Annotated in this window: 24 protein-coding genes; 14 read left to right on the forward strand and 10 right to left on the reverse strand. The window is 70.4% G+C overall.

Annotation, left to right across the window (positions count from 1 at the left end):
- The first annotated feature begins 2 nt into the window (after positions 1-2).
- From ACFV9G_RS01485 to ACFV9G_RS01520, 8 genes are read left to right on the forward strand one after another with little or no spacing between them, the layout of a single operon-like run.
- Positions 3-539, forward strand: coding sequence for an MSMEG_0572/Sll0783 family nitrogen starvation response protein (locus tag ACFV9G_RS01485; RefSeq protein ID WP_378724246.1), 537 nt, complete (start codon positions 3-5; stop codon positions 537-539).
- Positions 540-549: 10 nt separating this feature from the next.
- Entirely contained in the window at positions 550-1,629 is a 1,080-nt protein-coding gene (locus ACFV9G_RS01490; RefSeq protein WP_378724248.1) for an MSMEG_0568 family radical SAM protein, read from the forward strand.
- A complete protein-coding gene (locus tag ACFV9G_RS01495; protein WP_378724250.1) occupies positions 1,626-3,044 on the forward strand; it encodes an MSMEG_0567/sll0787 family protein in 1,419 nt (472 codons plus the stop codon). The genes ACFV9G_RS01490 and ACFV9G_RS01495 overlap by 4 nt, the downstream gene beginning before the upstream one ends.
- Positions 3,041-3,955, forward strand: coding sequence for a carbon-nitrogen hydrolase family protein (locus ACFV9G_RS01500; protein WP_378724252.1), 915 nt, complete (start codon positions 3,041-3,043; stop codon positions 3,953-3,955). The genes ACFV9G_RS01495 and ACFV9G_RS01500 overlap by 4 nt, the downstream gene beginning before the upstream one ends.
- Positions 3,942-4,265, forward strand: a complete 324-nt coding sequence (locus ACFV9G_RS01505) for an MSMEG_0570 family nitrogen starvation response protein (protein WP_378724253.1) — start codon at positions 3,942-3,944, stop codon at positions 4,263-4,265. The genes ACFV9G_RS01500 and ACFV9G_RS01505 overlap by 14 nt, the downstream gene beginning before the upstream one ends.
- Entirely contained in the window at positions 4,262-5,581 is a 1,320-nt protein-coding gene (locus tag ACFV9G_RS01510; protein WP_378724255.1) for an MSMEG_0569 family flavin-dependent oxidoreductase, read from the forward strand. The genes ACFV9G_RS01505 and ACFV9G_RS01510 overlap by 4 nt, the downstream gene beginning before the upstream one ends.
- A gap of 44 nt (positions 5,582-5,625) precedes the next feature.
- The gene (locus ACFV9G_RS01515) at positions 5,626-6,480 is read left to right on the forward strand and encodes a carbon-nitrogen hydrolase family protein (protein WP_378724257.1); all 855 of its coding nucleotides are present in this window, start codon (positions 5,626-5,628) and stop codon (positions 6,478-6,480) included.
- A gap of 10 nt (positions 6,481-6,490) precedes the next feature.
- Complete coding sequence (locus tag ACFV9G_RS01520) at positions 6,491-7,663, forward strand: MSMEG_0565 family glycosyltransferase (RefSeq protein ID WP_378724259.1); 1,173 nt, start codon at positions 6,491-6,493, stop codon at positions 7,661-7,663.
- Here the strand turns inward: ACFV9G_RS01520 and ACFV9G_RS01525 are convergent.
- The 9 genes from ACFV9G_RS01525 to ACFV9G_RS01565 form a co-directional block, all read right to left on the reverse strand.
- Positions 7,579-9,075, reverse strand: coding sequence for a YfcC family protein (locus tag ACFV9G_RS01525; RefSeq protein ID WP_378724261.1), 1,497 nt, complete (start codon positions 9,073-9,075; stop codon positions 7,579-7,581). The genes ACFV9G_RS01520 and ACFV9G_RS01525 overlap by 85 nt on opposite strands.
- Positions 9,068-10,624, reverse strand: a complete 1,557-nt coding sequence (locus tag ACFV9G_RS01530) for a Na+/H+ antiporter NhaC family protein (protein ID WP_378724263.1) — start codon at positions 10,622-10,624, stop codon at positions 9,068-9,070. The genes ACFV9G_RS01525 and ACFV9G_RS01530 overlap by 8 nt, the downstream gene beginning before the upstream one ends.
- A 9-nt stretch (positions 10,625-10,633) precedes the next feature.
- Positions 10,634-10,792 carry a hypothetical protein gene (locus ACFV9G_RS01535; RefSeq protein WP_378724265.1) on the reverse strand — a complete coding sequence of 53 codons (159 nt, stop codon included), beginning with the start codon at positions 10,790-10,792 and terminating at the stop codon, positions 10,634-10,636.
- Positions 10,793-10,804: 12 nt separating this feature from the next.
- Positions 10,805-12,019 (reverse strand): arginine deiminase, encoded by a 1,215-nt coding sequence (locus ACFV9G_RS01540; protein ID WP_378724372.1) that lies wholly within the window; start codon positions 12,017-12,019, stop codon positions 10,805-10,807.
- Positions 12,020-12,063: 44 nt separating this feature from the next.
- A complete protein-coding gene (arcC, locus tag ACFV9G_RS01545; protein WP_378724267.1) occupies positions 12,064-13,005 on the reverse strand; it encodes a carbamate kinase in 942 nt (313 codons plus the stop codon).
- 10 nt (positions 13,006-13,015) lie between these two features.
- On the reverse strand, positions 13,016-14,017 hold the full coding sequence (argF, locus tag ACFV9G_RS01550; RefSeq protein WP_378724269.1) for an ornithine carbamoyltransferase: 1,002 nt from the start codon (positions 14,015-14,017) through the stop codon (positions 13,016-13,018).
- Between the two features lie 13 nt (positions 14,018-14,030).
- Positions 14,031-16,781, reverse strand: coding sequence for a cation-translocating P-type ATPase (locus ACFV9G_RS01555; protein WP_378724271.1), 2,751 nt, complete (start codon positions 16,779-16,781; stop codon positions 14,031-14,033).
- A 230-nt stretch (positions 16,782-17,011) separates the two neighbouring features.
- On the reverse strand, positions 17,012-18,634 hold the full coding sequence (locus tag ACFV9G_RS01560; RefSeq protein WP_378724273.1) for an ABC-F family ATP-binding cassette domain-containing protein: 1,623 nt from the start codon (positions 18,632-18,634) through the stop codon (positions 17,012-17,014).
- A 253-nt stretch (positions 18,635-18,887) separates the two neighbouring features.
- Positions 18,888-20,459: a SulP family inorganic anion transporter gene (locus tag ACFV9G_RS01565; protein WP_378724275.1), complete on the reverse strand. Its 1,572-nt coding sequence runs from the start codon at positions 20,457-20,459 to the stop codon at positions 18,888-18,890.
- A gap of 109 nt (positions 20,460-20,568) precedes the next feature.
- Between ACFV9G_RS01565 and ACFV9G_RS01570 the strand changes: the two genes are divergently transcribed.
- Genes ACFV9G_RS01570 through ACFV9G_RS01580 form a run of 3 tightly spaced genes read left to right on the forward strand, consistent with a single transcriptional unit; the run spans position 20,569 to position 23,910 of the window.
- Positions 20,569-22,068: an arylsulfatase gene (locus ACFV9G_RS01570; RefSeq protein ID WP_378724276.1), complete on the forward strand. Its 1,500-nt coding sequence runs from the start codon at positions 20,569-20,571 to the stop codon at positions 22,066-22,068.
- On the forward strand, positions 22,052-23,014 hold the full coding sequence (locus tag ACFV9G_RS01575) for a formylglycine-generating enzyme family protein (protein WP_378724277.1): 963 nt from the start codon (positions 22,052-22,054) through the stop codon (positions 23,012-23,014). Before ACFV9G_RS01570 ends, ACFV9G_RS01575 begins: the two co-directional genes overlap by 17 nt.
- Positions 23,011-23,910, forward strand: a complete 900-nt coding sequence (locus ACFV9G_RS01580) for an HAD family hydrolase (RefSeq protein WP_378724279.1) — start codon at positions 23,011-23,013, stop codon at positions 23,908-23,910. The genes ACFV9G_RS01575 and ACFV9G_RS01580 overlap by 4 nt, the downstream gene beginning before the upstream one ends.
- A 23-nt stretch (positions 23,911-23,933) precedes the next feature.
- Here ACFV9G_RS01580 and ACFV9G_RS01585 read toward each other — a convergent pair whose 3' ends face one another.
- Positions 23,934-24,134, reverse strand: coding sequence for a hypothetical protein (locus tag ACFV9G_RS01585; RefSeq protein ID WP_378724281.1), 201 nt, complete (start codon positions 24,132-24,134; stop codon positions 23,934-23,936).
- Positions 24,135-24,272: 138 nt separating this feature from the next.
- On the opposite strand from ACFV9G_RS01585, the gene ACFV9G_RS01590 reads away from it, so the two are divergent.
- From ACFV9G_RS01590 to ACFV9G_RS01600, 3 genes are read left to right on the forward strand one after another with little or no spacing between them, the layout of a single operon-like run.
- Complete coding sequence (locus ACFV9G_RS01590) at positions 24,273-24,758, forward strand: DUF1269 domain-containing protein (RefSeq protein ID WP_091047342.1); 486 nt, start codon at positions 24,273-24,275, stop codon at positions 24,756-24,758.
- Positions 24,759-24,762: 4 nt separating this feature from the next.
- Complete coding sequence (locus ACFV9G_RS01595; RefSeq protein ID WP_378724284.1) at positions 24,763-25,278, forward strand: DUF1269 domain-containing protein; 516 nt, start codon at positions 24,763-24,765, stop codon at positions 25,276-25,278.
- Between the two features lie 8 nt (positions 25,279-25,286).
- A complete protein-coding gene (locus ACFV9G_RS01600; protein WP_378724286.1) occupies positions 25,287-25,739 on the forward strand; it encodes a DUF6069 family protein in 453 nt (150 codons plus the stop codon).
- Positions 25,740-25,742 lie beyond the last annotated feature (3 nt).

Consider the following 25,742-nt stretch of genomic DNA (forward strand, 5'->3'; position numbering starts at 1 on the left):
CCGTGACCACTGACACCGCTGACATCGACGCCCAGATCGCCGAGAACATGGCCAAGTCGCTCGGCGAGATCCCGCACCCCTCGCAGCAGCCGGGCACCAACATCTACGGCTCGACCAAGATCTTCCCCGACTACCGGGCCGAGGAGGGGGAGACCTACTTCACCCTCGTCCACGGCATCCCGCACGAGTCCTCGGTCAGCTTCGTCGCCGTCCTGCAGGCGACCCGGGCCCTGCGCAAGGGCTTCGAGTCCGCCATCTACTTCTACGGGCCGGGCACGCTCGCGTGCATGGCCTCGCGTGGCTTCCCGACGATGGGCGATGCCGGGTTCCCCGGGGAGCTCAACACCAACGGCGCCATCGAGACCTTCATCAAGGAGGGCGGCACGGTCTTCTGCTGCCGTTTCGGGATGGGACTCCACGGCCTCCGCGAGGAGGACCTGATCGAGGGTGTCGTGCCCTCGCACCCGCTCGACGTCCAGGACGCGCTGATCCACTACGCCCGCAAGGGCGCCATCATCAACTCGACCTACAACCTCTGAGGGACCGGCCATGACCTCGCCGATCTCGTCCAGCACCCGCGTCGACGTCGCCATCCAGGGGATCCGCCTGCTCGACGCCCCCGTCGCCCGCCGCTCGGGCGCGGGACCGAGCGACGACGGCCACGTCCTCCTGGACGGGGTCGGCGCGGCCATCCCGCTCAACCCCCGCAGCCCCTATTCCGTACGCGGCGGCAAGCTGCTCCTCGACGGGGCCGACACCGGTCTCGGGGTCGAGGCCGTCGCCCGCCCCCGCTTCTACGACCTGGTCACCGCCGACGGCGTCGGCTACGACAAGATCGCCCGCCTGCACTCGGCCAACGTGCTCGCCACGACCGTGGTGCAGACCTGCTCCCGCTACGACGTCGAGGAGCGCTGTCGCTTCTGTGCGATCGAGGAGTCGCTGAGCCAGGGCTCCACGATCGCGGTCAAGCAGCCGGCCCAGCTCGCCGAGGTCGCCCGGGCGGCGGTCGAGCTGGACGGTGTCACTCAGATGGTCATGACCACCGGCACCTCCCGAGGCCGCGACCGCGGCGCGACGCATCTGGCCCGCTGCGTACGGGCGGTGCGGGAGGCGGTGCCGGACCTGCCCATCCAGGTGCAGTGCGAGCCGCCGGGTGACCTCGCCTCGATCCAGGACCTCTATGACGCGGGTGCTCGCTCGATCGGGATCCACGTCGAGTCTCTCGACGACGCCGCCCGGCTGCGCTGGATGCCGGGCAAGGGAGCGGTGCCGCTGGGCGAATACCGGGCCGCCTGGGCCGAGGCGGTCCGGGTCTTCGGCTGGAACCAGGTCTCGACCTACCTCCTGGTCGGACTCGGCGAGGACCCCGACGAGCTGGTCGCCGGCTGCGAGGAGCTCATCGCGATGGGCGTCTACCCGTTCGTGGTGCCCTACCGCCCGCTGGTCGGCACCCTCGCCAAGGACGTCGACGGCGTCCCGGCACCGCCGCACGCCGACGTCTACCGGGTCACCTCCCGGGTCGCGGCACTTCTGCGCCGGGCCGGGATGGCCGGCACCGACCAGGCCGCCGGCTGCGCTGCGTGCGGTGCCTGCTCGGCACTCGGCGCCTGCCGGGAGGAGTCGGCATGACCGAGCTTCTCGACGACGTCATCCTGGCCGGAGCGGCACGTCGCTCGCCAGGCCTTGAGGGCTACACCGTGGTCGCGGCAGGCTCCGCGGCCGATCTGGACGCCTACCTCCGGCTGCGCCGCGAGGTCTTCGTCACCGAGCAGGGCCTCTTCGCGGGCTCCGACCTCGACGACGTCGACGACGACCCCCGCCGGATCGTGCTGCTGGCCCGGGCCGACGACGGCGAGGTGCTGGGTGGCGTACGGCTCCACCCGGCGCGGCCGAACGCACCTGATGTGGGCTGGTGGCGCGGCAGCCGGCTGGCGGTCAAGCAGGACGCGCGACAGCTCCTGGGCGTGGGTGCGGCGCTCGTCCGGGCGGCCTGCGCCGCGGCCGAGCAGGCCGGCGCGCTCCGCTTCGACGCGACCGTCCAGGCGCGCAACGAGGCCCTGTTCCGCAGGCTCGGCTGGGTCCCGCGGGAGCGGATCCACCTGCACGAGATGACCCACGTGGTCATGGAATGGCCGCTCGTACGCATCAAGCAGCTCTCCGAGGCCACCAAGTCGCCGCTGGGCGACCTGGTCGGCGCCCTGGTCGGGCGCTCGACCCCCGGCTTCCGGGGCGACGATGGCGCGCCGGTCCCGGGCAGCGACCTGGTCGCCGCCTGCGACGCGATCCTGCCTTCGATGGTCGAGCGAGACCCCGAGTGGGCCGGGTGGTGCTCGGTCCTGGTCAACGTCAACGACCTGTCCGCGATGGGCGCCGAGCCGGTCGGCCTGCTCGACGCCATCGGCGCCCGGGACGCCTCCTTCGCCCGGCGGATCGTGCGCGGCCTGGCCGAGGCGGCGCAGGCCTGGGGCGTGCCCGTCCTCGGCGGCCACACCCAGCTCGGCGTCCCGGCCGCGCTCTCGGTCACCGCGCTGGGACGTGCGGAACGACCGGTTCCGGGCGGTGGGGGAGCACCCGGCAACCGTCTCCGGCTCAGCGCGGACCTGGGTGGAGGATGGCGGCCCGGCTACCGCGGCCGGCAGTGGGACTCCTCCTCGCATCGCACCTCGGCCGAGCTGCGCGCGCTGTCCGGGGTCGTACCCGCGCTGGCACCCGCAGCGGCCAAGGACGTCAGCATGGCCGGCCTCGTCGGCACCGCGGGCATGCTGGCCGAGGCCAGCGGATGCCGCGCGATCATCGACGTCGCCGCCGTCCCCACCCCGGCCGCGGCGTCGACCGCGGACTGGCTCACCTGCTTCCCGGGCTTCGCGATGCTCACCGCGGAGTCGCCCGGCCGCGGCGCCGCCCGGCCCGCTCTGCCCGGCTTCGTCACCTCCGCCGTCTGCGGTGAGCTCGTCCCCGGCACAGGCGTCGGCCTGCGCTGGCCGGACGGCACCGTCACCGACGCCATCGACCACACCGTCACCGGACTAGGACCTGCAACATGACCACCACCGCCCCACACCGCGGCACCGCCGTCGCGGCCGTCTGCGCCGGCTTCGGCCGTGACGTCGACGAGAACCTCGCCCAGATCGCCGGCCTCATCGAGGATGCCCGCCGAGCCGGCGTCGGCCTGCTCGCCCTCCCCGAGGCGTGCCTGGGCGGCTACCTCTCCGTCCTCGGGGCCGGGCGCGACGGCGACCACGACGAGACGCCCGAGGACCTCCCGCCCGTGATGGACATCGACGGCCCCGAGCTCCGGCGGGTCGCCGAGATGGCCGGTGACATGACCGTGGTCGTCGGCCTGTGCGAGTCCGACGGGACCGACCGCTACAACACCGCGGCGATCATCACCGGCGACGGCGTGCTGGGATCTCACCGCAAGGTGCACCAGCCGCTCGGGGAGAACCTCTACTACGCGGCGGGGGAGGGATTCGGCTGCGTCGATACTCCGGCGGGCCGGATCGGTGCCCTGATCTGCTACGACAAGGCCTTCCCCGAGGGAGCGCGGGCGCTGGCCGTCGACGGCGCCGAGGTGATCGCCTGCATCTCTGCCTGGCCGGCCTCGCGCACCGCCACCAGCGCGTCGATCGAGAACGACCGCTGGACGAAGCGGTTCAACCTCTTCGACGCCGCCAGGGCACTGGAGAACCAGGTGGTCTGGCTGGCCTCCAACCAGCACGGGACCTTCGGCAAGCTCCGGTTCGTCGCCAACGCGAAGGTGGTCGGTCCGGGAGGCGACCTCCTGGCGACCACCGGCGTGAACGCCGGCATGGCCGTGGCCGAGCTGGACGTGCCGAGCGCGCTGGCGACTGCGCGGCGGGCGATGTTCCACCTCCGTGACCGCCGGCCCGAGGCGTACCCCACCGCGCTGGCGACCGCCGAGCCCCTCTCCCAGGTGGGTGATGGCCGTGCCTGAGATGACCTTCACCGTGCGCTGGCCGGACGGAAAGGTGGAGGACTGCTACTCGCCCTCGCTGGTGGTGCACGACCACCTGACGATCGGCCGGACGTACGCCGTCGACGACTTCCTCGACCGCAGCCTCACCGCGCTGGCCACCGCCGCCGAACGGGTCCGGGTGAAGTTCGGCTTCGCCTGCACCAGCGCGATGGCGACCTCCGATCAGCTGCGTGCCTCGGCCGCTGCGTACGCCCCTGGGCAGCCCGTCACCGTCCTGGCCATGCACCCGCCCCTCCCCGCCACGCCGAGCCCGCAGGAGTCCCGATGAGCACCCACCGCACCACCGTCGCGATCGTCGGCGGCGGGCAGGCAGGTCTCGCGGCCAGCTGGTTCCTCGTCCGTGACGGTGTGGACCACGTCGTCCTCGAGGCGGGCACCGCCGGTCACGAGTGGGCCGAAACCCGCTGGGACAACTTCACCCTGGTGACGCCCAACTGGCACTGCCGGCTGCCCGGCTACGAGTACGCCGGCCCCGACCCGGACGGCTTCATGACCCGCGACGAGGTGGTGTCGTGGCTTGCCGGCTACGCGCCGACCTTCGGTCCGCCGGTGCGCGAGCACACCCGGGTGACCTCGCTGACCCAGCGCGCCGGAGGCGGGTTCCTGATCGAGGCCGAGGGTCCTGACGGCGCCGAGACCTGGGAGGCCGACCATGTCGTGGTCGCCACGGGCGGCTACCACGTCCCTGTCGTCCCGGGTTGGGCTCCCGCGCTCGACCCCGGCATCGACCAGCTGCACTCGGCGGACTACAAGAGCGCCGCGCGGCTCCGCCCGGGCGCGGTGCTGGTGGTCGGCTCGGGGCAGTCCGGGGCGCAGATCGCCGAGGACCTGCACCTGGAGGGACGCCAGGTGCATCTCGCGATCGGCGACGCTCCCCGGGTCGCCCGGTTCCACCGGGGGCGGGACTGCATGACCTGGCTGGCCGAGATGGGGCTCTACGACACCCCGGTCACCAGCTACCCGGGCGGGCTCGCCGCGCGAGAGAAGACCAACCACTACGTCACCGGCCGCGACGGCGGGCGCGACATCGACCTGCGCCAGTTCGCCGCCGAGGGCATGCGGCTCTACGGGCGGCTCGAATCAGGAGTCGGCACCGAACTCACGCTCGCGCCGACCCTGCGCGACGCGCTCGACTCCGCCGACGACGTCTACCGCTCGATCTGCCGCGACATCGACGCCCACATCGAGGCGCAGGGACTCGAGGTCGCCCCCGCCGAGGCGTACCGCCCGGTCTGGGAGCCGGAGTCCGACCCCACCGGACTCGACCTCGCCGAGGCAGGCATCACCACGATCATCTGGGCGATCGGCTACCGGCCCGACTACCGCTGGGTCCGTGCCGGGGTCTTCGACGGCACCGGGAGGCCGACCCATACGCGTGGGGTGACGGCGGTCCCCGGGCTCTGCTTCCTCGGGCTGCCGTGGCTGCACACCTGGGGATCGGGCCGCTATCTCGGCATCGCCGCGGACGCGGAGCACGTCACCGGCGTGATCACCGGCCGAGCCGGCGAGACGACCGAGCCCGCCGCCGACCTGGCGCGCCGGCACTCACCCGGCCCCCTGGACGCCTCGGCCGCGGTGGCCTGAGCGAATCGCGGCCCAGCGCGATGACGACGGATAGGTTGAGGACCATGTCGAAGGTGCGGATCGGGGCGGTCGCGGCCCATTTCGGGCGTGACCTGACCCGTGCGATCGCGAAGCTCGAGGGGATCGTCGAGGACGCCCGCCGCAACGGCGTCGGCCTCCTGGTCCTCCCCGACGCGACCCTCGGCGGCTACCTCTCCGACCTGCGCCATCCGGACCCGCACGCGCTGCCGCCCGCCCTGACCGAGGACTCCTTCGAGATGGGCCGGGTGATCGCCGCGGCCGGCGAGATGGTGGTCTGCCTCGGCTACGCCGAGGAGGTCGTCGTCGAGGGCCAGGCTCGGCTCTACAACTCCGCCGTGTGCCTCAGCGGCGACGGGGTCCTCGGACGCCACCGCAAGGTGCACCAGCCCGCCGGCGAGTCCCTCGTGTACGCGGCGGGGGAGAGGTTCGCGGCCTTCGACACCCCGGTCGGACGGCTGGGGATGCTCATCGACTACGACAAGACCTTTCCGGAGGCGGCCCGCACCCTCGCCCTCGACGGAGCCTCGGTGATCGCCTGTCTCTCGGCCTGGCCGGCCTCGGTCACCGACCGTGCCTCCCGGCTCCCGCAGGACCGGCAGTCGCGGCTCTTCGACCTCTACGACCAGGCCCGCGCGGCCGAGAACCAGGTCGTCTGGGTCTCCTCCAACCAGACCGGGGTGATGGGCGGCCTGCGGTTCCTGGGCCAGGCCAAGGTCGTCGGTCCCGGTGGCGAGATCCTCGCCCGCACCACCTCCAAGGGCGGCCTGGCCGTCGCGGAGATCGACGTCGAGGCGGAGGTCTCCCGGTCCCGGCGGGTCCTGCACCACCTCAAGGAGCTGACCCCGACGGCGTACACGTTCCCGGGGAGCCCTCGATGAGGCTGGCACGATGAGGATCGCACTGCTCACCTACTCCACCCGGCCGCGCGGCGGCGTCGTGCACACGCTGGCGCTCGCCGAGGCGCTGGCCGCGCTCGGCGAGGACGTGCACGTCTGGACGCTGGGCCGGCACGGCGACACGGCGTTCTTCCGCCCGGTCGCGCCCGCCGTCACGGTTCACGCCGTGCCGTTCGAGGCACGCGAGGAGGAGACCGTGGGGGAGCGGATCGTGCGCTCCATCGACGTGCTGAGAGCCGCCTTCGCGCGGCGGCGGGACCACTACGACATCGTGCACGCCCAGGACTGCATCAGCGCCAACGCCGCCCTGCCCTGCCTCCGCACCATCCACCACCTCGACCACTTCACCACCCCGCAGCTCGCCGCCTGCCACGAGAAGGCGGTCGTCGAGCCGTACGCCCGGATCTGTGTCTCGCAGTCGGTGGCCGACGAGGTCTCGGCCGGGTGGGGGCTCACCCCGACCGTCATCCCCAACGGCGTCGACGCCACCCGGTTCGCCGCCGGAGCCGCCGACGAGGCCGGGCGAAAGGCCTGGCGCGAGCGGCTGGGCAGCTACGTGCTCGCGCTCGGCGGGATCGAGCCGCGCAAGGGTTCGCTCGACCTGCTCGAGGCGTACGCCGCGCTCCGCGCATCCGATCCCCGCCACCAGGACCTGACGCTGGTCCTCGGTGGCGGCGAGACGCTCTTCGACTACCGCGACTACCGGGCCGCGTTCGACGCCCGGGCGCGTGAGCTGGGGGTGCCCGTCGTCGTCACCGGCGTGCTCGCGGAGGACGAGCTCCCGCCTCTGGTGGCCGAGGCGCGCGCACTCGCGATGGTCTCGACCAAGGAGGGCTTCGGGCTCGCGGCCCTGGAGGCGCTCGCCGCCGGCGTACCCGTCGTGGCGCGGGACCTGCCCGTGCTCCGCGAGGTCTTCGGCGAGACCGTCGCCTACGCCGCGACGCCGGCGGAGATCGCCCTGGCGCTGGGCAAGGTCCTGGACACGCCTCCCGACCCGGCCGCCGGGCGGGACCTCGCGGCGCATCACACCTGGGCGCGCGCCGCCGTCGCCCACCGGGCGTTCTACGAGCGCATCCGAGCTCAGGACGCGAGTGCCCCGATCCCGAGGACGACGATGACGAGCGCACCGAGCATCGCCAGCAGCGGCCACACCCAGCGTAGATAGGTGCCGTACGGCACCCGGGCGATCGCCAGGCCACCCATGACCACCGCCGAGGTCGGGATGAAGAGGTTCATCAGCCCGTTGGCGCTCTGGAAGGCCGTGACCACCAGATCGGCCTGGACCCCGACGAACGCGGCCAGCGGCGCCATGATCGGCATGGCGACGGTCGCCAGCCCCGAGGACGACGGGATCAGGAACGAGAGGGGCAGGAACAGCAGGAACGCGACGACCGCGAACCCGACGGACCCGAGCCCCTCCACGGCCTGCTCGGCCCAGTTCAGCACGGTGTCGGTGACGCCGCCGTTGTTCATGACGACGGTGATGCCGCGAGCGATGCCGATGATGAGCGCCACGCCGAGGAGGTCGCGCGCCCCGGCGACGAAGGAGTCGGTGAGCTCGGTCTCGCTCATCCGCGCGATCAGGCCGATGATGACGGAGAAGAGGATGAACAGGGCGGTCATCTCGGGGAACCACCACCACAGCGTGGGCAGCCCGATGCCCATGTCCTGCCAGGGGATGACGCCGTACATCATCAGGCCGAACGCCAGCCCGAAGGTGATCAGGATCCACTTCTCGCGCCCGGACATCCCGCTCGCCCCGGCATCGTCCTGCTGCACCGCGAAGTGGCCCTCGTTGGCCTCCTTCATCTCGTGCACGACCGACCTGGTGGGGTCGCGGCGGACCCGCTCGGCGTAGCGCATGACGAAGAAGATCCCGATGGCCAGCCCGACGACCAGGATGATCAGCCGGGACAGCAGACCGTCGCTGATGTTGATGCCGGCGAACCCGGAGGCGATGCCGGTCGCGAACGGGTTGATGGTGGAGCCGAGGGTGCCGATGCCGCACCCGAGGAGGACGACCGCGGCTCCGGTCATCGCGTCGTAGCCGGCCGCGATCATGACCGCGATGACGAGACTGTAGAACGCCAGGCTCTCTTCGGCCATCCCGTAGGTGGAGCCGCCGAGGGCGAAGACCATCATCAGGATCGGGATCATCCAGCGTTCGCGGCCGCGGAGCCTCGCCACGAGGCTGCCGATCCCGTTCTGGATGGCGCCGGTGCGCATCGTGACCCCGAGGAAGCCGCCGATGATGATGATGAACAGGGCGACGTCGATCGCCCCGAAGAGGACGCCGCTGTTGTAGTAGCTGATGTTCCCCTTGTCGTCCTCGATGCCGTAGAGACCGTTGATCGGTGCCGTCAGCGAGTCGGTCAGGATCCGTGCGGGGTCCCCCTCGACCTCGTGGTACGTCCCCGGTATGGGGGCGCCGTCCGGGTCGAGGTCGTAGGCACCTGCCGGGATCAGCCAGGTGGCCAGAGCCATCAGCACGATGAGCGCGAACAGGATGGTGTACGCCGACGGCAGCCGGAATCGGGGCCCGGCCTCGGGCGTGGGGGACACGGGCTGGTCACTCATGGTGAGGCTCCTCTGGGTCCTGGTCCTGGTCCGGGTCCTGCGGGGTGGTGGCGTCGTCCGCCCAGTCCCTGGTGGCCTTCGGGACCTTGAACCCGAGGTATCCGTAGGCGATGTCCAGCAGGGGACTGAGCAGGTTGAAGAAGGCGAACGGGAAGTAGGCGGCGGTCGAGACCCCGAGCACGCCGGAGATGTAGGCGCCGCAGGTGTTCCACGGCACCAGCACCGACGTCACGGTCCCGGAGTCCTCCACAGCCCGGGACAGGACCTGTGGCGCCAGGCCACGGCGGGAGAACTCGCGCCGGTACATGCGCGCGGGCAGCACGTCGGCGACGTACTGGTCCCCGGCGATCACGTTGAGCCCGATGCCGCTGGAGTTCACCGCGAGGATGAGGGAGCCGCGGCTGCGGGCACGGGAGACGATCGGCTGCAGGAGGCGTTGCAGGAACCCGGCGTGCTCCATGACCGCAGCGAACGACAGGGCGCCGAGCACCAGCCAGATCGTGGTGAGCAGGCTGGCCATCCCGCCCCGCGAGAACAGCTCGTCGATGGGCTCGACGCCCGAGTCGCTGACGAAGCCGGTGGCCATGGCTGCGAAGACGGCATGGACCCCCGTCAGGAACGGGCCGTAGTCGGGGTTGTCGACGAACGCGGTGACCGCGTCCCACTGCGTGAACAGCGCCAGGATGCCCGCGAACAGCGCCGAGCCCAGGATCGAGAGGAACGGTGGGAACTTGAACACGGCGAAGACCACCAGCAGGAGCAGCGGCAGCAGATTGAGGAACGAGATGTCGAACGCCTGCCCCAGCGCCTCGCGCGCGGCGTCGGTGCTGATCGCCGCGTCCGGGTCGGCGTTGAGGCCGAGGAAGAAGAAGATCACCAGGCTGATCCCGAGAGCCGGGCCGGCCGTCCAGAACATGTTCCGGACGTGCTCGCCCACGGTCAGCCCACCGCCCACGAGCCGGGGCACGAGGATGGTGGTCTCCGAGAGCGGGGTCATCTTGTCGCCGAAGTACGCACCGCAGATCACCGCACCCGCAGCCGTCGCCTCCGAGAGGCCCATCACCGAGGCCATCCCGACGAACGCGACGCCCAAGGTGCCGGCTGTGGTCCAGGAGCTGCCGGTGACCATCCCGACCAGCGCGCACACGACCGCGGCGGTGAGGTAGAACCAGGTCGGGCTCACGATCGCGATGCCGTAGTCGACGATCGTCGGGATGGTGCCGGCCATGTTCCAGGTGCCGATCAGGGACCCGACCGCGAGCAGGATGAAGATCGCTCCCACGGCCGAGGTGACGCCCCCGACGGCAGCCTCGGCCACACCGGCGACCGTGTAGCCGTTCTTGAACGCCATCAGGCTCGCGAAGGCCGCACTGATCAGCAGCGCCACCTGGAGCGGCCCGTTGGTGGCGTCGATCCCGAAGACGATGATGGTGAGCGCGAGCAGCGCGATGAGCACGACGATCGGCAGCAGCGCGTCGAGGAGCGTCGGTGGACGGGGCCCGCGTCCCGCCGCTCCGTCCTCCACCGGACCCTCAGCCACGTGGGCCATGGCGGCCTCCTAGACGCCGTCCCGGACGACGATCGTCACCTGGTCGGCTCCCAGCGAGCCGACGTACCGGCCGTGGTGGTGCACCGGCCCGCGGGCCCAGAGGACCAGCCCGACGACACAGGCCAGCACAGCCACGACGATGACCCAGCGGGGCAGCTCGGAATACATGACACCGCCCTCTCAGACCGGGTCCCGGGTCAGCGGGCAGGTCATGCAGTGGCCACCGCCGCGGCCCTTGCCCAGCTCGAATCCCTCGATCGTGACCACCTCGACGCCGGCCGCGCGCATCTTCGCGATCGTGTAGGTGTTGCGCTCGTAGGCGACGACGACGCCCGGCTCCAGCGCGACCACGTTGTTGCCGTCGTCCCACTGCTCCCGTTCCTGCTGGTACGCGTCGCCGCCGGTCTCCACGACCTGCAGCTTCGGGACACCCATCGCATCGGCTACGGCACCGAGGAACGAGTCCTCCTCCGTGACGTGGAAACGCTGCCCGTTGCTGCCCGGCCGGAGGCTGATCGCCCGTACGCCGCCGACCACCCGGGGGTAGGCGGTGACCTTGTCGCGGTCGAGCATGGTGAACACCGTGTCCAGGTGCATGTGCGCGCGGTCCTTGGTCATCACGGCCGCGATGACGCGTTCGGCGGCCCCCTTGTCGAACAGGGCGGCGGCGATCTGCTCGATCATGCGCGCCTGGGAGCGCTCGCTCATCCCGATCAGCACGGTGCCGTTGCCGATCGGCTGGACATCGCCTCCCTCCAGGGAGGAACGGCCGAAGTCGTGTGCCTCGAACCTGCCGTCGTCACCGAGGTGCGGGTACCAGTAGTCGAAGTCCGCATCCGCGAACATCGGGTGGTAGCGGTAGATCGCCGCGACGTTGTACGCCTCGAGCCGCCGCGCCGGCCAGAACATCGGGTTGATCGAGACCCCGCCGTAGATCCAGCACGAGGAGTCCCGGGTGAACAGGGTGTTCGGCAGCGGTGGGAGCACGAACATGCTCTCGTCGTCGAGGGCCGCCGCGGGCAGGGAACGCTGACGGTAGCTCGCCAGGTCCAGACCCGACTCCGCCACCGTCAGCCCACCGATGAGATGGGTGGCCAGTGCGGTGGGCTTCATCTCCGCAAGGACCGCCCTGACCTCGTCGACGAGCGAGAGGCCGACGGTGTACTCCGAGGCCGCCACCTCGATGAGGCGCCGGCGGCCCTCATCGCTGGCGGCCAGCGCCTCCGCCAGCAGGTTCTGGAGCAGGAAGACTTCGACACCGTGCTCCCGCATCCGCTCGACGAACTGGTCGTGCTCGTACTGGGCACGCTCGACCCACAAGACGTCGTCGAAGAGCAGATCGTCGTGGTTGGACGGCGTCAACCGCTGGAGGCTGAGCTCCGGGCGGTGCACCATGACCTGCCTGAGACGACCGACCTCCGAGTGCACTCCTAACGCTGTCATCGCTGCTCCTCCTCTCTCGCTCCGGCCGGCACGACCTGGGTGCCCGCCCTGCCCGCCACCACATCGGTGATGTCCGCGAGGCCTCCGATCGCGGCCCGCTTGCCGGTGGCCTCGACGAACGCGGCCGCTGCCTCGACCTTCGGTCCCATCGATCCGGCCGGGAACTCCAGCCGACGCAGCTCCTCGGGAGTCACGGTGGACAGGCGCTTCTGGTCCGGTGTGCCCCAGTCGAGGTAGACGCCGTCGACGTCGGTGGCCATCACGAACAGGTCGGCACCCACCTCCCGGGCCAGCAGCTCGGTGGCGAAGTCCTTGTCGATGACCGCCTCGACGCCGGTCAGGCGCGGTCTGCCGTCGACCTCGGTGACCAGGGTGGGGATCCCGCCTCCGCCGGCGCAGATGACGACGACGTCGCGGTCGAGCAGGATCCGGATCGCGTCCAGCTCGAAGATGTGCTGCGGTCGCGGGGACGGGACCACCCGACGCCACGACGTGCCGTCCTGGCGGACCGGCCACCCCTTCTCCGCCGCCAGCCGTCGGGCCTGCTCCTCGGTGTAGACGGGCCCGACGAACTTGGTCGGGTTCGCGAACGCGGGGTCGTCCCCGTCGACCTCGACCATCGTCAGGATCGTCGCGAACCGCTCCGTGGCCGGGAAGACGTTGTGCATCTCCTGCTCCAGGACGTACGCGATCATGCCCTGGGTCTGCGCGCCGAGCACGTCGAGCGTGGACGGCTCGGCGTCGTGGTAGGCGGCCGACTGCAGTGCCAGCAGGCCGACCTGGGGGCCGTTGCCGTGGGAGATCACCAGCTCGTGCTCCACGGCGATCGCGGCCAGCGCAGGCGCCGCCCTCGCCACGTTCTGGCGTTGGGCCTCCGTCGTCATCGGCTCGCCGCGCCGCAACAGTGCGTTGCCGCCCAGAGCCACCACCACGCGCATGCCCGCCTCCTCAGGAACCCAAGGTCGCGACCATGACGGCCTTGATGGTGTGCATCCGGTTCTCGGCCTGGTCGAAGACGATGGAGCGCTCGGACTCGAACACGTCGTCGGTCACCTCGAGCCCGTCGAGGCCGTAGGTCTGGTAGATCTCCTCACCGACCTTCGTCTCCCGGTTGTGGAACGCGGGCAGGCAATGCATGAACTTGACCCGAGGGTTTCCGGTGCGAGCGACCACGTCGGCATTGACCTGGTAGGGCTTGAGGAGCTCGATCCGCTCCTTCCACACGCTCTTGTCCTCGCCCATCGACACCCAGACGTCGGTGTAGAGGAAGTCCACTCCGGACACACCCTCGTCCACGTCGGCGGTCAGGGTCAGCCGCGCCCCGGTCCGGTCGGCGATCTCACGACAGGACTCGACCAGCTCGTCGGCCGGCCACAGATGCTCGGGCGCGCACAGCCGGACGTCCATGCCGAGCTTGCAGCCCCCGACCATGAGTGAGTTGCCCATGTTGTTGCGAGCGTCGCCGAGATAGCAGTACGCGATCTGGCCGAGGTGCTTCTCGCTCTTCTCCAGCATGGTGAGCATGTCCGCGAGGATCTGAGTCGGATGGAACTCGTCGGTCAGGCCGTTCCACACGGGGACGCCTGAGTACTGCGCCAGGATCTCGACGGACTCCTGCGAGTACCCGCGGTACTCGATCCCGTCGAACGTCCGGCCGAGCACGCGAGCGGTGTCCTTCATCGACTCCTTGTGGCCTATCTGCGATCCGCTCGGCTCGAGGTAGGTGATGTGTGCGCCCTGGTCCTTGGCCGCCACCTCGAAGGCTGTGCGCGTGCGGGTCGAGGTCTTCTCGAAGATCAGCGCGATGTCCTTGCCCGCCAGCCGGGGCGCCTCGTAGCCGCCGTACTTGGCGGCCTTCAGCTCGGCCGAGAGCTTGAGCAGGAACCGGAGCTCGTCCGGGGTGAAGTCGAGCTCCTTGAGGAAGCTGCGGTTGCGGAGGTTGAACGACATGGATGCTCCTGGGTCAGGTGGCCACCGCTGGTGCGAGCGGTGGGCCCGGAAGGACGCCGGACGCGGGGCGCCGGCGGAGGAAGAGCTTGATGACCTCCTCGACGACGAGCAAGGAGGCAGCCAGGGCGATGCAGATGCCCCACTGCCGGCCGTCCAGCTCTGTCGTGCCGAAGATGCGCTCGAGCAGATCGATCGTGGTGATCGCGACGATGGCGAGCACCGCGACGCCGTAGCGGCGCAGCTGGGCCATCCCGGGCAGCGCGTCGCGGTCGAAGAGGGTGCCGACCTGGTCGCGGGACATGAGGCCGGCGACCACGTGGAATATCGACAGCGTGGTGAGCAGCATGGTCGCCGCGACCACGGCGCCGTCCAGGTCGTCGCCGATCTGGTAGGCCACCAGCGAGCCGATCGTCATGATCGCGCCCTGGACGCACAGCCGGACCCAGTTGGACCGGGAGAGCACCGGGGCGGCCACCGGTCGGGGCGGGCGGTCCATCAGCCCCTTGGTGGCCTGGTCGAACCCGAGCGCGATCGCGATCGGGATGTCGATGACCATGTTCAGCCACAGGATCTGCAGCGGGTTCAGAGGAACCCCGCCGGCGACGTCGAGGACGCCCGCGGTCAGGAAGATCGCGATGTAGGCGACCAGGGTGGACATCTGGAAGCGGAGGTACTTGACCAGGTTGTCGTAGAGCGTACGTCCGTAGGAGACGGCGTTGACGATGGTGGCGAAGTTGTCGTCGGTGAGGATCATGACCGCGGCCTCCTTGGAGACCTCGGTGCCGGTGATGCCCATGGCGACGCCGATGTCGGCGGCCTTGAGCGCCGGAGCGTCGTTGACCCCGTCGCCCGTCATCGCGACCACGTTGTCGGAGCGCTTGAGCAGCTGGACCAGCCGGATCTTGTCCTCGGGCGCCACCCGGGCGATGACCCCGATCCGGTCGAGCTGGGCCAGCAGGTCCTCATCGCTCATCGCCGCGAACTCGGTGCCGGTCATCGCCCGACCCTCGATGCCGAGCTCCCTCGCGATCGCGGCGGCGGTGGTCGCGTGGTCGCCGGTGATCATCCGTACCCGGATCCCGGCCGAGTGGCACTCGGCGATGGCGGCTTTCGCCTCCGGCCGCGGCGGGTCGACGATGCCGACCATCGCGAGCAGGGTGAGGTCGCTGACCAGGCCGATCAGGTCGTCGGTGGGATCGAACCCGGAGGGTTCGAAGTCCCGCTGCGCCACGACCATCACCCGCTCGCCGGAATCGGCCATCCGGTCGTTGGCCTCCAGGGCGAGGTGCCGGTTCTCGTCGGTCACCGGTACGACGCCACCGTCGGCGGAGCGGTAGAACCCGCCGCGGGCGATCAGGACGTCCGGCGCCCCCTTGACGTAGCAGCGGACCACCGGGCGTCCGTCGGCTCCGGTCATCTCGTGGAAGGTGGCCATGAACTTGTACTCGGAGTCGAACGGCACCTCCGCGATCCGCGGGAAGTCGCGCCGAGTGGCGTCGATGTCGAGCCCGCCCTTGGCGCCGAGCACGATCAGCGCACCCTCGGTCGGGTCGCCGATCAGGCTCTCGCCGTCGAGCACCGCGTCCGCGCACAGCACCATCGGCAGCAGGTAGGGGTCGAGGTCGATCCGGGACCCGCCGACGTGCTTGATCTCCCCGGCCGTGCCGTAGCCCTCGCCGGAGACCGTGAACACGTTCTGGCCCGGGATCACCATCTCCCGGGCGGTCATCTTGTTGAGCGTCAGCGTGCCGGTCTTGTCCGAGCAGATCGCGGACGTCGAGCCCAGCGTCTCCACCGCCGGCAGCCGCTTGACGATCGCGTTGCGCCTGGCGATCTCGCGGGTGCCCATCGAGAGCAGGGCGGTCACCACGGCCGGCAGGCCGGTCGGGATCGCGGCCACGGCCAGTGCGACGCCGGTGATGAACAGGGTGTCGAAGGACTCGCCCCGCACCAGGCCGAGCACCACGACGAACACCAGGGCGACCGCCGCGATGAAGGCGATGATCTTCGAGAGCCCGTCGAGCTGCTTCTGCAGCGGCGTCTTGTCCGCCTCGGTGTTGGCCAGCAGGTCGGCGATGTGCCCGATCTCGGTGTCCATCCCGGTCGCGGTGATCACCATCTCTCCGCGTCCGCGGGTCACCGAGGTGTTCATGTAGGCCATGCAGGTCCGGTCGCCGAGCGGCACGTCCTCCCCGAGCACCGGGTCGGTCGACTTGCCCACCGGCAGGCTCTCGCCCGTGAGAGCCGCCTCTTCGATCTCGAGAGTGGCGGCGAGGGTGATCCGACCGTCGGCCGGCACCCGGTTCCCGGCCTCGACCAGCACCACGTCGCCGCGTACCAGCTCGGAGGCGTCGATCTCCACGGCCTGGTCGTCGCGCCGCACCCGCGCGACCGTCTTCATCAGCTGTGCCAGCGCCGCGACGCTCTCCTCGGCCTTGGCCTCCTGCCGCAGCCCGATCACGGCGTTGAAGAGGGTCAGCCCGGCCAGCACCAGCGAGGTTCCGACGTCCCCGGTCACCACCAGGTTCACCACGGCGGCGACCAGCAGCACGATCTGCATGAAGTCCTGGTACTGCCGCAGGAATGCCTGCAGCCCGGACTCCTTCTTCCCTTCGGCCAGCCGGTTCGGGCCGTGCTCGGCCAGGCGGCGGGCGGCCTCCTCCGTGCTCAACCCTCGAGCCGGATCGACACCTAGCCGCTCAGCGACCTCGAGCGGCGTCTTCCCCGCCGGGTCCATCGCCAACTGCTCCGCCGTCTGCGACATCGAGGCCCTCCCCTCTCGCTGGGACGATACGGCGGCGTCGGCCGCAGGTCTTCGCACAGAAAAGGTGAAAGAGCCGCGGCGCCGTAGCGTCGCAGCGAGCACCATCACCCGTGGACAGGAGCTCGGGCACCCACCTGCACACCCTGCCGACGACCGCGTCAGCACCGCCCTCGGCCGGGTCACGAGCGCGTTCGGTCGAGAGCCCGAGCTGATCGGCTGGGGACCAGGACCTAGAGAGGAACGGCCGGTCCGTCCAGGTCACGACGCCGGCGCATCCGCCCGGCGTCGTCGAGCTCGATGACGGTGTCGATGCCGATCCGCTCCAGGAACCCGAAGTCGTGGCTGACCACGAGCAGCGCGCCACGGTAGGCGTCGAGGGCCTCGGCGAGCTGCTCGACGCTGGTGATGTCGAGGTTGTTGGTCGGCTCGTCCAGGATCAGCAGCTGCGCCGGCGGGTCGGCCAGGAGGAGGCGGGCGAGGGAGACCCGGAAGCGCTCGCCGCCCGAGAGCGTACGCACCGGGCGGTCGACGCTGTCGCCCCGAAGGAGGAGCCGGGCCAGCTGGTTGCGGACGGTGCCGGGTGGCAGGTCCGGGGCCACGCTGCGCACGTTCTCCATCGCGCTGGCCTCGTCGTCGAGGCCGTCGAGACGCTGGGGGAGGAGACCGACGAGATCGGTGAGGAGCCGGCCGTGCGGCCGCCCCGGCACCGGGTCGTCACCCCGCACAAGATGCGAGAGAAGGGTCGACTTCCCCGAGCCGTTCGCGCCGATCAGCGCCACCCGCTCCGGCCCCTGGATCACGACGGTCCGGCCCTCGTCCTCCAGCTCCGCGATCCGCCGGCCGCGCGGCACTCCGGGATCGGGGAGGGTGAGGTGGATGTGCTCCTCGTTGCGTACGCGAGCGCCTGCGGCATCGACGGCGGCCTGGGCGGACTTCACCTTGTCGTCGAGGGTGGAGCGGAGAGAGCCGGCGGACGCCTGGGCCTTGCTGGCCCGGTTGCCGGCCAGGATCTTCGGGATCCCGCCGTCCTTCTGGGTCTTCTTGGCGGTCCGCTCGCGACGGGCGAGCTTCGTCTCGGCCTCGATGCGCTGCCGCTTCTCGACCTTGAGCGCCTGCTGAGCGGACCGAGCGGTCTGCAGAGCGGCTGCCTGCTCCTGCTCCTGATGCTCCTTCCAGGCGCTGTAGGGGCCGCCGAAGGTGCTCAGCGTCCCGGCATACAGCTCGGTGGTGCTGTCCATGTGGTCGAGCAGCTCGAGATCGTGGCTGACGACCACGAGGGTCCCCGGCCACTGGTCGACGAACTCGGCGAGCTTGGCGCGGGTGGCCCGGTCGAGGTTGTTCGTGGGCTCGTCGAGCAGCGTGATCGGGGTGCGGCGGATGCGCAGGCCGGTGATCGCGATCAGCATGCCCTCGCCGCCGGAGATCTCGGCGACGCGGCGGTCCAGGTCGGCGGCGGAGAAGCCGATCTGGTGCAGGGCCTCGTCGGCGCGGGACTCGATGTCCCAGTCGTCGCCGACCGCGTCGAAGTGACGCTGGTCGATCTCGCCGGCCTCGATCGCGCGGATCGCGGCGAGGATGCCGTCGATGCCGAGCAGGTCGGCGATGGTCGTGTCCGGCCGCAGGGTGAGCGTCTGCGGCAGGTAGCCGACCTCGCCGCCGGCGTCGATCTTCCCGGACGTCGGGGAGAGCTCGCCGGCGATGAGGCGGAGCAGGGTGGACTTGCCGGATCCGTTGCGACCGATCAGGCCGGTGCGGTCGGTGCCGAAGGTGCCGTTGACGCGGTCGAGCGCGACCGTGCCGTCGGGCCACTCGAAGGTCACGTCGTGCAGGGTGATGGCGGATGAGGTGGGCATAGCTGTTCTCTCGTCTCTTCCGTCGAGCGCCGAGTGGCGCGACGGGAATCAGGTACGTGTCGACAGGAACGCGAACGTGCCGGAGAGCTCCACGCGTCGACGCCCGGCAAGGGCGGACGCGCGCGTGCGTCGAGAAGTGATCGTTCACCGGTGCGGGATGCCCGCACGGGCGAAGCCACCGGCAGTCCGGTGGCTAGATCTTGTCCACCTCGATCAGTCCCACCCCTTCACTTTACCAGCCGTGCGGGGCCGCTCATCCCACGAATCCATCCTGCTCCGCCTCCGCGAACCACGGTGCCAGGCGGAGAGTGGGAAGCACGTCGTCGGGCACGTCGAGGAGAACCAGATCGGCCCCGTCGGAGGCGAGGTCGTCGCGCAGCGAGCGGAGAGTGTTGAGCAGCGGCACGGTGACGTGGGTGAGCTCGGAGACGTCGAGGGTGACCGTTCGAGGCCCGGAGGCCTGGACCAGCCCGAGCGCCGCGTCGTAGGTGGCCTGGGCGTTGCCGGTGTAGAGGTCGCCGGTGAGCACGAGCGGGAGGACCTCCGCCGAAGCCGACGGGCGATCGAGCCGGCGCACCCGCGGCTGGTTCACCGCGCGGATGACCAGCAGCAGGGTGAGACCGACCCCGACGGCGACGCCGAGGAGCATCCCGCCGGTCAGGCCGACGGCAGCGACGGCGAGGGCGACCCAGAGCTCTGCCCGGTCGACAGCGGCGTACGTCCCGAGCTCGCGTGGATCGAGCAGACCGGCCACCGCCACCAGCACCATGGCGGCCAGGATGGTCTGAGGCAGGTCGGCCAGCAGGGGCGCCAGCGCGAGCGCGACGAGCAGCGCCAAGCCCACCGTCACCAGCCCGGAGAGCTGCGTGCGGGCGCCCGCTCGAAGGTTCACGGCCGACTGCGAGAATCCGCCGGCCGGGGGCAGCGACTGGGTGAGCCCGCCGGCCAGGGCGCCGATGCCCGTGGCAACCAGCTCGCGGTCCACGTCGATGGCAGGCTCCCGGCGGCGCCGGTTGGTCCGCGCCACCAGCACCGTCTCCAGGAACGACATGAGCGCGATGGCGATCGCGCCGGGGAGCAGCCCGATCACGTCGTCGACGACCGGCAGGCTCAGTGACGGCAGCCCGGTCGGCACCGGGTCGATGAGGGCGAGGCCGCGATCCTCCACGCCGCTGGCGGCCACCAGCGCGATGCCCGCGGCGACGACGACGAGCGGCCCGGGCACGGCCGGCGCCAGCCGCCGGAGCACCAGAAGCACCACGATCGCGGTGATCCCGACCACCGTGGTCACCGCCGAGAGCTCAGGGAGCTCGCGGGCGACCGCGGCCAGCTCCTCGACGAAGCCCTCCGCCTCCGGGTCCGCCGACAGGCCGAGCAGAGCCGGCAGCTGGCTGGCGACGACGGTGAGCCCCACGCCGATCCGGATGCCGGTCATGGTGGCCGGCGAGATGCTCTCGACCAACGCGCCCAGCCGGGCCAGCCGCATCACCAGCAGGCAGACGCCCACGAGGAAGGTCAGCGTGAACGCGGCCCGCATGAGCTCGTCGGGGTCACGCTCGGGCAAGGTGGCCAGCGAGCTGGCCACCAGCACGGAGATGGTCGACGTGGTCGAGACGCTCAGCGCACGTGAGCCGCCGAGCAGGGCGTACGCCGCCATCGGCAGCAAGCACGTGTAGAGCCCGACGCTGGCAGGCATCCCCGCGATCGTGGCGTACGCCATGGCCTGGGGGATCACGACCGTCCCCGTCGCGAGCCCGGCGAGCACATCGCCGCGTAGCCAGGAGCGGTGGTAGCCGTGCATCGTCGGGATCAGCCACGTCTTCACGACGCCACTCCATCGCGACTGTGTGGTCCGGGAGGTCACCCGAGTCGGGGGAGGTCGCCCGCGCGCGTGCCTGCCTAGCCTCCCGAAGAGACCCACGAGGAGGTTCTTCATGTCCGACAAGCCCAACATCCTGATCATCTGGGGCGACGACATCGGCATCAGCAACCTGAGCTGCTACAGCGACGGGCTGATGGGCTACCGCACACCGAACATCGACCGGATCGCCGCCGAGGGCGTCCGCTTCACCGACTACTACGGTGAGCAGAGCTGCACGGCGGGCCGCGCGGCCTTCATCACCGGCCAGAACCCCTACCGCACGGGCCTGACCAAGGTGGGCATGCCCGGCGCGGACCTGGGCCTGCGCGCCGAGGACCCGACGATCGCGACGGCCCTGAAGTCCTTGGGGTACGCGACCGGGCAGTTCGGCAAGAACCACTTCGGCGACCGCGACGAGTTCCTGCCGACCGCGCACGGCTTCGACGAGTTCTTCGGCAACCTCTACCACCTCAACGCCGAGGAGGAGCCGGAGCTGTTCGACTACCCGTCCGAGGAGGAGTTCCCGAACTTCCGTAAGCGGTTCGGACCGCGGGGCGTCATCCACTCGTGGGCCAACGAGGACGGCACCCAGCGCATCGAGGACACCGGCCCGCTCACCAAGGAGCGGATGAAGACGATCGACGACGAGGTCGTGCCCGAGGCGCTGCGGTTCATGAGCGACGCCAACTCGAACGACACCCCGTTCTTCGTGTGGCTCAACACCACCCACATGCACTTCCGAACCCACATCAAGGACGGCAGCCGAGGCAAGGCCGGACGGTGGCAGTCCGAATACCACGACACGATGGTCGACCACGACGAGCTGGTCGGCTCGGTGCTCGACTTCCTCGACGACAACGGCCTCGCGGACAACACGATCGTCATGTACTCGACCGACAACGGTCCGCACATGAACAGCTGGCCCGACGCCGGGATGACCCCATTCCGCAACGAGAAGAACTCGAACTGGGAAGGTGCCTACCGCGTCCCGGCGATGGTCCGCTGGCCCGATCGCATCCCCGCCGGCGAGGTACGCAACGGGATCGTCAGCCACAACGACTGGTTCGTCACCCTGCTCGCCGCCGCCGGCGACGACGACATCGCCGACCGGCTCAAGTCCGGCGCCGACCTGGCAGGCAAGCCCTACAAGGTGCACCTCGACGGCAACAACCAGCTCGACTACGTCACCGGTGCCGTCGAGGAGAGCCCACGCAACCACTTCTTCTACGTCTCCGACGACGGGGACCTGACGGCGCTCCGCTACGACAACTGGAAGTTCGTCTTCCTCGAGCAGCGCGCGACCGGCACCCTGCAGATCTGGGCGGAGCCGTTCATCGAGCTGCGATTCCCCAAGCTGTTCAACCTGAAGACCGATCCGTACGAGCGGGCCGACATCACCTCCAACACCTACTACGACTGGGTCCTCGACCACGTCTGGGCCTTCGTCCCCGCGCAGGCGTACGTGGGGCAGTTCCTCCAGACGCTCATTGACTTCCCGCCGCGCCAGAAGCCGGCCAGCTTCAACGTCGAGCAGTTGATGGCGAAGCTCAGGGCCGGTGCTCCGAGCAGCTGACATGCTGGTCGACCTTCCCGGTGGCACGTTCACCATGGGCTCCGACGACCACTATCCGGAGGAGGCCCCGACCCACCGCGTGCGGGTCGGGGAGTTCTCGATCGACGCCCACCAGGTCACCAACGCGCAGTTCGCGAAGTTTGTCCGCAAGACCCGCTACGTCACCGTCGCCGAGCGGCCGGTCGACCCGGCCGACTTCCCCGGCGCGCCGCCGGAGAACCTGCAGCCGGGCTCGCTCGTCTTCACGCCGACCCCCGGCCCGGTCGACCTCCGGCACGTCAGCCAGTGGTGGACCTGGACGCCGGGGGCGTGCTGGTCGGCGCCAGACGGGCCGGGCAGCTCGGTCAAGCGCCGGCCCGACCACCCGGTCGTCCATGTCGCGCTGGAGGATGCCCTCGCGTACGCCTCCTGGGCCGGCGCCGACCTGCCCACCGAGGCCGAGTGGGAGTACGCCGCCCGCGGCGGCCTCGAAGGAGCCGCCTTCACCTGGGGCGACGAGCCGCGACCGCAGGGCCGGATCATGGCCAACACCTGGGACGGAACCGACTTCCCGTGGCGGCACACCCGCGAGAGCGGCTTCTCCCGCACCTCCCCGGTCGGGAGCTTCCCGGCCAACGGCTTCGGGCTCTTCGACATGGCCGGCAACGTGTGGGAGTGGACCAGCGACTGGTGGACCGACCGGCACCCCGACGAGGTCGCGAAGCCGTGCTGCGTACCCGTCGACCCGCGCGGCGGCGACGCCGAGCAGAGCTTCGATCCCGCGCAGCCGCAGTTCCGGATCGCCCGCAAGGTCGTCAAGGGCGGCTCGCATCTGTGCGCCGACACCTACTGCCTGCGCTACCGGCCCGCGGCCCGTCGCCCGCAGATGGTCGACACCGGCACCAGCCACATGGGCTTCCGATGCGTACGCCGCCCCGGGACCCAGCAACCGAAGGAGACACCGTGACCGACCAACTGCTGCCGTCCTGGCGTCCGGGTGTCACCCGCGACGCCGTCCTGGCCTTCCTCGACGCCTCCGAGGACGTGCCCGTGGCCGACCGGATGGCCTGCTTCGACAACGACGGCACCCTGTGGTGCGAGCGTCCGTCCTACGTCCAGCTCGACTTCTTCCTCGACGCGCTGCGCACCAGCGCGGCGGCCGACCCGTCGATCAAGGAGCAGGCGGAGTTCGCAGCCCTGCTCTCGGGTGACCAGCAGGCGATCGGCGACATCGGGCTGGAGCGGATCGCGATGGCGCTCACCGGGCTCTTCACGGGTCTCTCACCTCAGGACTTCACCGCGCGGACCCGAGAGTTCATGGCTCGCGCCGACCACCCGACCCTCGGGCGGCCGCACCGCACCTGTACCTACGTACCGATGCTCGAGCTCATCGACGAGCTGCGGCGCCGCGACTTCTCGGTGACCGTCGTGACCGGGGGAGGGACCGAGTTCGTCCGCGCCATCAGCCAGGAGCTCTACGGAGTGCCGCCCGAGGCGGTGGTGGGCACGCTCATCGAGTACGACTACGCCCCGGACCCGCCGCGCCTGAGCCGGTCGGGGCGCCTGGTCGGCGCCGCCAACGAGGGCACCGCCAAGGTGTCGAACATCCAGACCCAGCTGGGACGGCGCCCGATCCTCGCCGTCGGCAACTCCGGCGGCGACCGGGAGATGCTGGAGTGGGCGGCGGCGGGCGATGGCCCGACGCTCGCACTGCTCGTCGACCACGACGACGCCGAGCGCGAGTTCTCCTACGTCAGCACCGCACAGACCTTCACCGAGCCGGAGCCGATCACCGAGGTCGGCGCCCGGCTGGGCTGGACAGTGATCAGCATGGCTCGCGACTGGGAGACGATCTTCGCCTGACCTACCGGCCCTCCACAGCCGGGTCAGTCGGGGATGGTGACGACCTCGATGACGTCGATGTCATCGGCGCGCAGCGCGTGCAGGACACCCTGCAGAGCCTCCTGGTCGGGAACGTCGCCGGTGAGCGTCGACTGCTCGCGATGCGCCTGGACGGACAGCTGGGGGAACGCCTTCTGAAGCTCATGGGAGAGCTCACCGTTCACCCTGATCAGGACCCTGGTCATGGTCTTCCTCGACTGCTCACGTACGGCACGCTACGAATCCCACCGGCACCGTGGTTCACCGAATTCGGGTGATGCTGGAGGCCCGACCGTGCCGGGATCGTCGGCGAGGAACGCAGTCAACGACAGCAAGGACTCGAGATGGCGACCCTGACGGTATGGAAGTACGACACGACCGAAGGCGCAGACCAGGCTGTGAACAACCTCGAGGGGCTCGTCAAGCAGGGCCTCATCGTCCTCGAGGACGCCGCGACCGTGCGCTGGGAGGTCGGCAAGAAGAAGCCGAAGACCAGGCAGCTGACCAGCACCAAAGCCATGGGGGCGATGAGCGGCACCTTCTGGGGCATGCTCTTCGGACTCATCTTCTTCGTACCGCTGCTGGGAGCAGCGGTCGGTGCGGCGACCGGTGCCCTGACCGGCTCGCTGACCGACGTCGGCATCGACGACGCCTTCATCAACAAGGTCCGCGACCAGGTCACTCCCGGCACCTCGGCACTGTTCCTGATGACCTCCGACGCGGTGATCGACAAGGTGCACGAGGCGATGAAGGGCCACGAGGGCGAGCTGATCTTCACCAACCTCAGCAGTGAGCAGGAGACGGCACTGCGCGAGGTCTTCGCCGAGTGACGTCATGCCCAGCCTGACCGCGTGGGTCTACGACCGGATCATGGGCGCCACCGACGCCGAGGTCTGGCTCAAGGACCTGCAGGAGCGTGGTGCGCTCACGGTTCACGACGCCATCACGCTCACCTGGTTCCCGGGAGCGGAGGAGCCGCAGATCGGCCACCTCCGTCACCGTACGACGGCCGCCGCAGCCAAGGGCTCGTTGGTCGGGGGTCTTCTCGGGATCCTCGTGTTCAACCCGGTCGCGGGCGCCGTTGTGGGGGCGGCGTCCGCGGCCGCGGTTCAACGGCTGAGGCAGGCCGGCATCGGTGACGAGCTGCTCACCGAGGTCGCCGGCCACCTCGGGCCAGGCAAGTCCGCGCTCGTCGTGCTGAGCAGCGGCGGGGACCCGGACGCGGTCGCCGCGGCCATGAAGCACGGAAACCCCACGCTCGTCTACGCCGAGCTGGACGACGAGGTCGCCGAGGAGCTCGAGGAGATCCTCCGCGCAGAGACCACAGAACCGACTGACGACGGAGACTGATCATGGCGATGAACCAACCTCCCACCCGACGACTGCAGCCCACGGTCAACGCCGGCCGGCTCTGGGCGGGCGGCGCTGCCGCCGCGGTGGTGGCCGCCCTGCTCGCGGTCGCGGGCATCGTGATCGCCCGGGGAATCTTCGACATACCCATCCTCGCCCCCGAGGGCGACGGGGTCTGGGGAGATGCCTCGACGTGGTGGTACGCCGTGTGGGCAGCGATCGGCGGGTTGCTGGCCACGGGCGTCGCCCATGTGCTCCTCCTGACCACACCACAGCCGCGGACCTTCTTCGGGTGGATCGTCGGTCTGGCCACCGTCATCGCGGCGCTGTGGCCGTTCACGTCCGACGCCGCGCTGGACACCAAGCTCGTCACCATGGTGATCAACCTGGTGATCGGGATCGCCATCGGCTCGCTGGTATCGGCGGTCTCACGGAGCGCCGTGCTCCCCGAGGTCCGGTAAACG

The organism is Nocardioides sp. NPDC059952 (genome assembly GCF_042730435.1).
Classification (GTDB): domain Bacteria; phylum Actinomycetota; class Actinomycetes; order Propionibacteriales; family Nocardioidaceae; genus Nocardioides.

Bases quoted from the DNA above. Each gene is read 5' to 3' on its own strand.
- ACFV9G_RS01490 (WP_378724248.1), top strand. From the start codon at position 550: ATGACCTCGCCGATCTCGTCCAGCACCCGCGTCGACGTCGCCATCCAG.
- ACFV9G_RS01495 (WP_378724250.1), top strand. From the start codon at position 1,626: ATGACCGAGCTTCTCGACGACGTCATCCTGGCCGGAGCGGCACGTCGC.
- ACFV9G_RS01500 (WP_378724252.1), top strand. From the start codon at position 3,041: ATGACCACCACCGCCCCACACCGCGGCACCGCCGTCGCGGCCGTCTGC.
- ACFV9G_RS01505 (WP_378724253.1), top strand. From the start codon at position 3,942: ATGGCCGTGCCTGAGATGACCTTCACCGTGCGCTGGCCGGACGGAAAG.
- ACFV9G_RS01510 (WP_378724255.1), top strand. From the start codon at position 4,262: ATGAGCACCCACCGCACCACCGTCGCGATCGTCGGCGGCGGGCAGGCA.
- ACFV9G_RS01515 (WP_378724257.1), top strand. From the start codon at position 5,626: ATGTCGAAGGTGCGGATCGGGGCGGTCGCGGCCCATTTCGGGCGTGAC.
- ACFV9G_RS01520 (WP_378724259.1), top strand. From the start codon at position 6,491: ATGAGGATCGCACTGCTCACCTACTCCACCCGGCCGCGCGGCGGCGTC.
- ACFV9G_RS01525 (WP_378724261.1), bottom strand. From the start codon at position 9,075: ATGAGTGACCAGCCCGTGTCCCCCACGCCCGAGGCCGGGCCCCGATTC.
- ACFV9G_RS01530 (WP_378724263.1), bottom strand. From the start codon at position 10,624: ATGGCCCACGTGGCTGAGGGTCCGGTGGAGGACGGAGCGGCGGGACGC.
- ACFV9G_RS01535 (WP_378724265.1), bottom strand. From the start codon at position 10,792: ATGTATTCCGAGCTGCCCCGCTGGGTCATCGTCGTGGCTGTGCTGGCC.
- ACFV9G_RS01540 (WP_378724372.1), bottom strand. From the start codon at position 12,019: ATGGTGCACCGCCCGGAGCTCAGCCTCCAGCGGTTGACGCCGTCCAAC.
- arcC (WP_378724267.1), bottom strand. From the start codon at position 13,005: ATGCGCGTGGTGGTGGCTCTGGGCGGCAACGCACTGTTGCGGCGCGGC.
- argF (WP_378724269.1), bottom strand. From the start codon at position 14,017: ATGTCGTTCAACCTCCGCAACCGCAGCTTCCTCAAGGAGCTCGACTTC.
- ACFV9G_RS01555 (WP_378724271.1), bottom strand. From the start codon at position 16,781: ATGTCGCAGACGGCGGAGCAGTTGGCGATGGACCCGGCGGGGAAGACG.
- ACFV9G_RS01560 (WP_378724273.1), bottom strand. From the start codon at position 18,634: ATGCCCACCTCATCCGCCATCACCCTGCACGACGTGACCTTCGAGTGG.
- ACFV9G_RS01570 (WP_378724276.1), top strand. From the start codon at position 20,569: ATGTCCGACAAGCCCAACATCCTGATCATCTGGGGCGACGACATCGGC.
- ACFV9G_RS01585 (WP_378724281.1), bottom strand. From the start codon at position 24,134: ATGACCAGGGTCCTGATCAGGGTGAACGGTGAGCTCTCCCATGAGCTT.
- ACFV9G_RS01590 (WP_091047342.1), top strand. From the start codon at position 24,273: ATGGCGACCCTGACGGTATGGAAGTACGACACGACCGAAGGCGCAGAC.
- ACFV9G_RS01595 (WP_378724284.1), top strand. From the start codon at position 24,763: ATGCCCAGCCTGACCGCGTGGGTCTACGACCGGATCATGGGCGCCACC.
- ACFV9G_RS01600 (WP_378724286.1), top strand. From the start codon at position 25,287: ATGAACCAACCTCCCACCCGACGACTGCAGCCCACGGTCAACGCCGGC.